Here is a 10,478-nt window from a genome sequence, read left to right on the forward strand (position 1 = left end):
ACCATCATTATCCCAGCGGGACAAACTACAGCGACCATTACCATTCCGGTATTAACCGACGCAATAGTAGAAGGAACAGAAACTGTATTGGCTACATTAACTACCTCTGGAAACCCATTGGTAACAATAAACAATAGTCCTGCAAGCATTAATATTGCTGATCATACTACAGCAACGGTAAGTGTTGCGGCAACAACCGATGGGGCAGAGCCAACTACACCAGGTTTATTTACCTTTACCTTAAGTAATGTAKCWACWACTGATACACAGATTACGTATAGTGTTGGTGGAACCGCCACAAGCGGAGTAGATTATACCGCAATCGGAWYAACRGTAACYATCCCTGCCGGACAAACMAYWRCAACAGTAAGTGTACCGGTAYTGRAYGATAAYATTGCAGAAGGYACKGAAACRGTTATTTTRACTATGGCWGCTGCMACMAAYAATGCTTCAATYACRGCWAGTACAACGCCAGCTACAGTTAACATTATTGATAATGATAGTTCGGTTGCCACTATTGCTGCTGGAACAAATGGTGCTGAAAATGGTCCGGTGAATGGGACATTTGTAGTTACCTTAAGCAATCCATCATCACAGCCAACCACCATTACTTATACTTTTGCTGGTACAGCAACAGAGGGTAGCGATTATAGTCCGATTGTAACGCAAACGATCACTATCCCAGCCGGACAAACTACTGGTACTATTACTATCCCGGTATTAACCGATAATATTGTTGAAGGAACAGAAACCGTTGTGGTTAGCTTAACTAACTCTGGTAATCCGTTGGTAACGGTAAGCAATACACCTGCAAGTATCAATATCGCCGATAATACCACCGCAACAATAACGGTAACGGCTACTGCCAATGGTGCAGAGCCAACTACTGCAGGTCAGTTTACTTTTACCCTGAGTCATGTTTCTACAACAGATACAAAGATTACTTATTCGGTAAATGGAACTGCCACAAGCGGAACCGATTATAGCTCAATTGGTACAACGGTAACCATTCCGGCAGGACAAACAACTGCTACGGTGAGTGTGCCGGTATTGAATGATGACCTGGTAGAAGGAACCGAAACTGTGGTGTTAACCATGCTTGCCACAACAAACAATACTTCTATTACTGCAAGTACAACACCAGCAACGGTTAATATTACGGATAACGATACCGCGATTGCCACTATTACGGCAGGAACAAATGGTAATGAGAACGGTCCGCTAAATGGAACATTTACGGTAACCTTAAGTCATCCATCGGCAACCGATACACAGCTGACTTATACCGTAGGAGGAACAGCAACGGAAGGAATTGATTATACCACAATTGTGAAAACCATCACCATTCCAGCTGGTCAAACTACGGGAAGCATTACTATTCCGGTATTGGCAGATGCGGTAGTAGAAGGAGCAGAAACGGTTGTAGTTACTTTGGGTACTTCAAACAACCCATTGGTTAGTGTAAATAATAATCCTGCTAACATTAATATTCTCGATAACAATACCGCTACCATAAGCATTTCTAGCACACCAACAATAAATGAAGCGGCTGGAACGGCAACCTTTACGGTTACTTTAAGTACAGCAGTACAAAACTCATTCAGTGTTGATTATAAAACGGTAGATGGAACAGCTACAGCTGGTTTAGATTATACCGCTACTACAAGTACATTGATATTCCCTGCAAATTCGCCGGCAGGTGCAACATTAACGTTCACGGTTCCGATTAGTGATGATAATCTGGTTGAGCCATCAGAAACTTTGAGTGCTGTACTAAGCAATATTCAAGGTGGATTTGTAACCATAGGAACGTCAACAAGTAATGTTACCATTACAGATAACGATACTGCTGTGGCCAGCATTGCCCCAGGTACAAATGGTAGCGAAACTGGTCCGGTGAGCGGAACATTTATAGTAACCTTAAGTAATCCATCGGCTACCGATACACAGATTACCTATACTTTGGGCGGAACCGCAACAGAGGGAGCCGATTACACTAACATCGTAACCAAAACGATTACGATCCCTGCAGGTCAAACTACCGGAACAATCGGTATTCCTGTAATTGTTGATGCAGTAGCAGAAAGTACCGAAACGGTTATTGCTACCTTGGGTACGTCGAATAATCCTGCCATTACAATAAATACCACGCCCGCAAGCATCAATATTCTCGATGCCAATACAGCTAACGTAAGTATTTCGATCAACGCAGCCAGCATTGGCGAGGCAATTGGTACCGTTACTTTATCGGTTACCTTAAATATTGCAGTTCAAAATAGCTTTACTGTTGATTATAAAACAGCAAACGGAACAGCGCTATCTGGATTAGATTACACCTCAACCAGTGGAACCATAACCTTCCCGCCAAATTCGCCGGCAGGTACAGTGTTCAATGTAGTTATTCCGATAATTGATGATCACCTGATTGAAAATTCAGAATCGTTTACCGTTGGATTAAGTAATGTGGTTGGGGCAGAAGTTGCTATCGGTGCAAGTCCGGCAATTGTAAATATTGCGGATAATGATAGCGCGGTGGCAACCATCACTGCTGGTACCAATGCCAATGAAAATGGTCTTGTAAATGGAGTGTTTAATGTTACGCTAAGTAATCCATCAGCTACACCAACAACATTAACTTTCACCTTAAGCGGAACAGCAACAGAAAGTGCCGATTATGGTGCCGTTACCAAAACAATCATCATCCCTGCAGGTGCAACCACAGGAACCATTACTATTCCGGTAATGGCAGATGTATTGGCCGAAGGTACCGAAACGGTAATTGCGACCTTAACAGCTTCAAGCAATCCGGTAATTACGGTGAATAACACAACGGCAACAATTAATATCATTGATGAAGATGTGGCTAAAGTAAACCTATCAACCACTCCAATAATTAATGAAAACGCAGGTACAGCAACCTTTACTGTGACTTTAAGCAATGCCGTACAGAATGGCTTCAGCGTGAATTATGCTATTGCCAATGGTACCGCAACATCAGGTGCAGATTATACACCCACTAGTGGAACTTTAACTTTTCCTGCAAATTCAGTGGCAGGTGCAACATTAACGTTCACGGTTCCAATTAATGATGATAACATCGTTGAACCATCAGAAACATTAAGTGCCGCACTAAGCAATGTTACGGGTGGCGTAGTTACCCTTGGTACATCATCGGCAACTGTAACCATTACAGATAACGACACTTCAGTAGCAACCATCACAGCGGGTACAAATGGAAATGAAAACGGACCAGTAAACGGATCATATACCGTGACATTAAGTAATCCATCATCTACTGATACCCAGATTACTTTCACTGTTGGCGGAGCAGCTACCGAAGGCAACGATTATGCCGCGATTACCCGAACCATTACCATACCAGCTGGTCAAACTTTAGGAACAATAACGATCCCTGTGGTAACTGATTTAGTGGTAGAAGGAAATGAAACGGTGGTGATTACCTTAACAAATACCAATAATCCTTTGGTAACGGTAAACAATACGCCTGCAACCATTAATATTCTGGATAACAATTCGGTAGCTGCGAGTATCTCACTATTCCAAACCAATGTAGATGAAGCTTCAGGCACGGCAACCTTTACCGTAACCTTAAGCGGAGCAGTACAGGATGCATTTAGTGTTGATTATAATACGTCGAACGGAACAGCAGTTGCTGGCTTAGATTATGTTGCAACCAGCGGAACATTAACGTTCCCTGCAGGTTCTGCAGCAGGTTCGAGCTTAACCTTTACTGTGCCGGTTATTGATGATAATCTGGTAGAACCAAGCGAAACTTTCAACGGATTAATCAGTAATGTAACTGGTGGACTGGTAACCATTGCAGACGGTATTGCAACGGTAACCATTACCGATAACGACTCGTCTATGGCAAGTATTATGCCAGGTACTTCAGGAAACGAGAGTGGGCCAGTAAACGGAACATTTACAGTTACTTTGAGTAAACCAGCATCTACCGATACCCAGATTACATATACTTTAAGTGGAACAGCAACTGAAGGAAGTGATTACGCTTCAATTGTAACCAAAACCATCACCATTCCTGCTGGTCAAACCACTGGAATAATTACTATTCCAGTATCGGCCGATGCAATTGTTGAAGGATCCGAAACTGTTATTGCGACATTGACGAGCTCTGGAAATCCATTGGTAACAGTAAGCGGTACACCGGCAACCATTAACATTACAGATAATACAGATGCTATGGTAACAGTATCTGCAACAGCAGATGGAGCCGAGCCTGCTACATCAGGTCAGTTTACCTTTACGTTAAATCGTATATCGACCACCGATACCAAAATTACCTATGCGCTAAGTGGAACGGCGATCAGCGGAACCGATTATACAGCTATTGGTAATAGCGTAACTATTCCAGCCGGACAGACTACGGCAACTGTATCGGTACCGGTATTAAATGATAATATTGTGGAAGGAACGGAAACGGTTATCTTAACCATGAATGCCGCGACGAACAACGGTTCGATCATTGCCAGCACTATACCTGCAACAGTGAATATTACCGATAGTGGTTCTTCAATTGCTTCGATAACGCCAGGTACATCAGGAAATGAAAACGGACCGGTTAACGGAACATTTACAGTTACCTTGAATAATCCATCAGCTACCGATACACAGCTTACGTATAGCTTAACAGGAACAGCAACTGAAGGCAGCGATTATAGCACAATTGTAACCAAAACCATTACCATTCCTGCAGGTCAAACTACTGGAACGATTACCATTCCGGTATTAACCGATGCAATGGTGGAAGGTACTGAAACGGTTATTGCTAGATTGCTAACTTCTAGTAATCCTTTAATTACAATCAGTAATGTTCCGGCTAGTATTAATATTATTGATAACAATACGGCAACAGTAAGTATTTCAACTGATCCAATCATTAATGAGTCGGCAGGAACAGCCACGTTTACAGTAACACTAAGTGCTGCTGTTCAAAATGCATTTACGGTAGCTTACACTACTGGTGATGGAACTGCAACTGCAGGCTTCGATTATACCACAACCAGCGGAACGTTAACATTCCCTGCTGGTGCTGCTGCGGGCACAAGCCTAACGTTTACCGTTCCAATAAATGATGACAGTATTGTTGAACCGAACGAAACCTTTAGTGGTACAATTAATAATGTTTCAGGTGGATTGGTAACCATTGTTACGGGTACGGTAACCACTACCATTATTGATAACGATACTGCAGTGGCTACCATTACGGCAGGTATTGATGGTAACGAAAACGGCCCTGCAAACGGAACGTTCATCGTAATATTAAGTAAAGCATCCGCCACCGATACCCAGATTACTTATACTTTAGGAGGTACAGCAACCGAGGGCAGCGATTATACTGCGATTRCCAAAACCATTATCATCCCTGCGGGTCAAACCACAGCGACCATTAGCATTCCGGTATTAACAGATGCGGTTGTTGAGGGTACTGAAACAGTTATAGCTACATTAACCAGCGCTGGAAACCCAGCAGTAAGTGTGAGCAATGTTGTAGCAACAATCAATATTGCCGATAACAATGATGCGAGTGTGAGTATCTCTACCAGTCCAACGGTTAACGAAGCGGCAGGTACTGCTACCTTTACCGTTACCTTAAATGCAGCTGTTCAAAATGCATTTACAGTTGATTATGCAACAAGCAACGGAACGGCAATAGCTGGTTTAGACTATACCACCACTAACGGAACATTAACATTCCCTGCAGGTGCTGCTGCCGGTGCTACCTTAACGTTTACCGTTCCAATTAACGATGATAATATTGTTGAAACGAACGAAACATTTAGCGCAAGCATTAGCAATATAACAGGTGGTTTGGTAACTATTGCTACAAATGCGGCAAGCACAACCATTATCGATAACGATGCTTCGATAGCAACAATTACCGCAGGTATAAACGGTAACGAAAGTGGGCCTGTAAATGGAACCTTCACTGTAACATTAAGTAAAGCATCAGCAACCGATACGCAGCTTACTTATACCTTAGGTGGCACAGCAACAGAAGGCAGCGACTACAGTCCGATTGTAACCAAAACGGTCACTATTCCTGCTGGTCAAATTACGGCAACCATTACGATTCCGGTATCAGCTGATGCAGTTGTAGAAGGAACAGAAACCGTAATTGGTACCTTAACCGTTTCGGGTAATCCTGCGGTAACGGTAAGCAATGCTCCTGCAACGATTAATATTCTGGATGGATCAAATACAACAGTTACAGTAAGCACAACAGCCGATGGAGCAGAACCTTCAACACCTGGTCAGTTTACCTTTACTTTAAGTAACGTATCAACAACCGATACGCAGATTACGTATACCGTAACAGGTACAGCAACAAGTGGTGCAGATTATACTTCAATAGGTACAACAGTAACCATACCTGCCGGACAAAAAACGGTAACAGTTCCTGTTCCTGTACTTAATGATAATCTTAACGAAGGAAATGAAACGGTAATTTTAACGATGAATGCAACAACAAATAATGCATTAATCACGGCAAGTACAATACCTGCTACTGTTAACATTAGAGATAACCGTGCACCTGTTGCAAGTGCACCTGCCATTACTACTCCTGAAGATACCCCGATTAACGGAACAATAACGGTTACCGATGCAGATGGTGATCCACTTACCTTAACGCTAAGCACGCCTCCTGCACATGGTACAGTTGTGGTAAATAAGGATGGTACATACACCTATACGCCAGCACCTAACTATAATGGTGCCGACACTTTCACCGTGACAGTAAGCGATGGTAAGGGTGGTACAACAACAGTAAACATTTCAGTAACTGTAACTCCGGTAAATGATGCACCAGTAGCAACTTCGCCAGCCATTACCACACCGCAAAATACAGCAGCCAGCGGAACAATAACCGCAAGCGATGTAGATGGCGACGCTTTAACTTTTACAGTAAGCACTCCGCCAGCACATGGTACAGTAGTGGTAAATACTGATGGTACTTATACTTATACACCAACTTCTGGTTATGTGGGTAACGATACTTTCACTGTAACTGTAAGCGATGGTAAAGGTGGTACTACTACCGTAACTATTCCGGTAACGGTAAGCTTGGTAGCAGCTCCAGCAATAAGTTTAACCAAAGCAGCTACCAATACGGTGAGCAAGGTTGGCGATGTAATTAATTACAACATTGTGGTAACCAATACAGGCAACGTAACCCTAACAAATGTGGCGGTTACAGATGTCGGTGCCGATGCAGGATCAATCATTCCGGTTAGCATAGCAAGTCTGGCACCAGGCGTAAGTGTTACGGTAACCGCAAGGCACACCATTACCTTAACCGAGGTAAATGCAGGTTCGTTTAGCAACCAGGCTTCGGCAACAGCACAAACGCCAAACGGTGGTACGTTGAATAAACCTAGATCAGACGATCCGGGTACGCCTGCTGCTGATGACGCTACCGTAACGTTAATTGCTCCGGCATCTACCATCACTCTGGTTAAAACAGGTACGCTAAGTACTGATGGAAATAGCATTACTTACAATTTCAGCGTTAAAAATACTGGAAATGTAACCCTGCACATCATCACTTTAGTGGACGCTAAACTTGGATTAAACAGGGTAATTCCTGGCACACTTGCTCCAGGCGCAACAGTAACTGATAGTTATGTTTACCAGTTAACACAAGCAGATAAAGATGCTGCAAGCGTAACCAACAGTGCAACCATTACTGGTCAAACACCGGCAAATGTTTCAGTTAGCGATATCTCTGGTACAGCTGAAAACAACAATACGGCAACTGTAACGCAGATTCCAGTGATGGGTGCTATAGCTTTGGTTAAAACAGCGGCATTTAGCGGTAATCAGGTAACCTATACGTTTACAATTAAGAACACAGGAACCAATACTTTAAATACCATTACTTTAACCGATGCTAAGCTTGGTTTAAACAACAAGGTGATCACAGTAACTGGTGGACTTGCTCCGGGAGCGACTACAACCGATGTTGAAGTATACACCTTAACTCAGGCCGATAAAGACCTGGGAACAGTAACCAATACCGCAACGGTAAATGCCAAAACACTTGGTGGTGTTAATGTAACCGATGTTTCAGGAACCTCCGAAAACAATAATGCTGCAACAGTTATTGCATTCCCTAAATCGCCAAAAGCGGTTGATGATGTTGGTGGTACAGTGGCAAATAAATCGGTTACCATTAATGTATTGGCAAATGATGATCCTGGAAATTCTACCCTTGATAAATTAACAGTAGAAGTTGTAGGCCGGCCTCAACATGGTAAAGTAACGGTAAACGCTGACGGTACGATTACCTACACACCTGATCCTGGTTACACCGGCGATGATACCTTTACTTATAGGGTGAAAGATGCCTATGGTTATTATACCAATGTGGCAGCGGTAACCTTAACGGCTAACTTCGCTGGCCTTACCATACCTAATCTGTTTACGCCAAACGGTGATGGTATAAATGATACCTTCGAAATCTTGGGCATTAACCAATACCCAGTTAACGAACTGCAGATTGTTAACCGTTGGGGCAATGAGGTATTCCGTGCCAAAGGTTACCAGAACAACTGGACAGGTGAGGGATTAAACGAAGGTACTTACTACTACTTATTGCGTGTTAAAAAAGCAGGAAGCGATCAGTACGAAGTGTTTAAAGGTTACATTACATTAATCAGAGCGTTTAAAAAATAAGATAAGAGGCTTAGTGCAGTCAGGTTTTTAAAATCGGGCTGCACTTTAAGATATTAAGATGATGAAGAAATTAATATTGTTAATAGCGGGTTCGTTTTTATTGCTTTCGAGGCCGGCATCCGCACAACAGGACGCCCAGTACAGTCAGTATATGTTTAACGGAATTTACATCAATCCAGCTTATGCAGGCTACAAAGAAGTACTGAATGTGCATAGCTTTTACCGGAGCCAGTGGACGGGGATAACCGGGGCACCGAGAAGCATGTCGTTGGCGGTAGATGCCATTGCAAACAGCGGTAACGTAGGCTTGGCCCTTCAGGTAGCGAGCGATAAACTTGGCGCACAGACCAACCTGAGCATTTACGGTAATTATTCGTACCGCATCAGGATGAATGATGATGGCAGTTCGAGATTGGCGCTTGGCCTTGGCGTTGGAATGGTGCAGTTGGGTATCGATGGTTCTATGCTCAATCCAAACAATCCAGAACCTAATCAACCAGTAGGGGTGCAAAGTACCATTGTGCCCGATGCCAGGGCAGGGGTTTATTTTGCAAACGACAAATACTATGCTGGTTTTTCGGTAGATAACCTGATTGCCACTTACATCAATATCGATCGTTATGCTTTTATCCCACAGCCTAAACCACATTATTACCTTACAGCCGGAGCACTGTTCCCACTTTCGGAAGATTTTCAGATCAAACCCTCATTTCTGTTAAAGGATGACCGTGGCGGCCCAACCAGTTTAGATGTAAATGCATTCTTATTGATTAAAGAATATCTGTGGGTTGGCGGTTCCTACCGGACCGGAGTAAAACTGTATGATAAAAGTTATCTGCAGCGAGACCTTACACCCCGAAACTCTGCTGTTGCAGCAATACAGATTTTTCCATCAGATAAAATCAGGATCGGTTATGGTTACGATTTCTCAATAGGTCCTTTACAGGGCTATAGTAGCGGAACGCATGAGATTTCGATCGCTTATTCCTTCATCAGATCAAACATCAGAATGGCAACGCCGAGGGTGTTTTAAAACAGATAATATTAAATATTTTTGACCTAATGACCAGAACAACATAATGAAGAAATTTTTAATAGGTACCTGCTTTTCTGCATATTGTTTATTTGCATTCAGTTTTTTGGCAAATGCACAGTATGTTTTAAAAGATGCTGACAAACAGTATGAGCTGTTTAATTACACCAAGGCAATTGATTTATACGAACAAGCCTATAAAAAGAAAGAAACTTTACATGCGGCCGAGCGTTTGGCAATGGCTTATTCGTTTGTTTACAACTATAAGCAGGCAGAAAGCTGGTATGCCATTGTGGCTAAAATGCCGGGCAGTAATATCGAAAACACACTTGATTATGCCAAAGCTTTACAGCACAATTCAAAATATAGCGAGGCAAAAGCCCAGTATTTGGATTATATCAGTAAAAAACAAAATATATCAGAAAAACAGCAGACTGTTTGGCTTTCCTCTTGCGATTCGGCATTGAAATGGATCAAAAATCCTAAAAAAATCGAACTGATCAATCAAAAAGCTTTAAATAGTACGCAATCTGATTGGGGGGCGGTTAACTATCAAGGTGGGGTTGTATTCACTTCCGATAGGTCAAATAACCTATTGGTATCTCAGGAAAGTAAACCCTTTTTAAAATTCGACGGTTCAAAAGAACCTGATAAAAAAGTATATGGCTGGACTGGCAATGGCTACCTGAAATTGTACCTCAAAAGCTCACCAAACGATAGTATTCAATTG

General features: G+C 42.6%; 3 protein-coding genes. All 3 read left to right on the forward strand.

Annotated features, from left to right (window positions below; all coding sequences use genetic code 11):
- Positions 1-117: 117 nt before the first annotated feature.
- Entirely contained in the window at positions 118-8,715 is an 8,598-nt protein-coding gene (locus AC1DPQ_RS07145; RefSeq protein WP_477608560.1) for a Calx-beta domain-containing protein, read from the forward strand.
- A gap of 58 nt (positions 8,716-8,773) precedes the next feature.
- Positions 8,774-9,748, forward strand: a complete 975-nt coding sequence (locus AC1DPQ_RS07150; RefSeq protein WP_477608562.1) for a PorP/SprF family type IX secretion system membrane protein — start codon at positions 8,774-8,776, stop codon at positions 9,746-9,748.
- 46 nt (positions 9,749-9,794) lie between these two features.
- Positions 9,795-10,478, forward strand: a 684-nt coding sequence (locus AC1DPQ_RS07155) for a tetratricopeptide repeat protein (RefSeq protein ID WP_477608563.1), incomplete at its 3' end; no start/stop codon positions are given.

Source organism: Pedobacter sp. 01T416_2 (assembly GCF_056398925.1).

Excerpts from the sequence above, each read along its gene's own strand:
- AC1DPQ_RS07150 (WP_477608562.1), top strand. The coding sequence starts at position 8,774 with ATGATGAAGAAATTAATATTGTTAATAGCGGGTTCGTTTTTATTGCTT.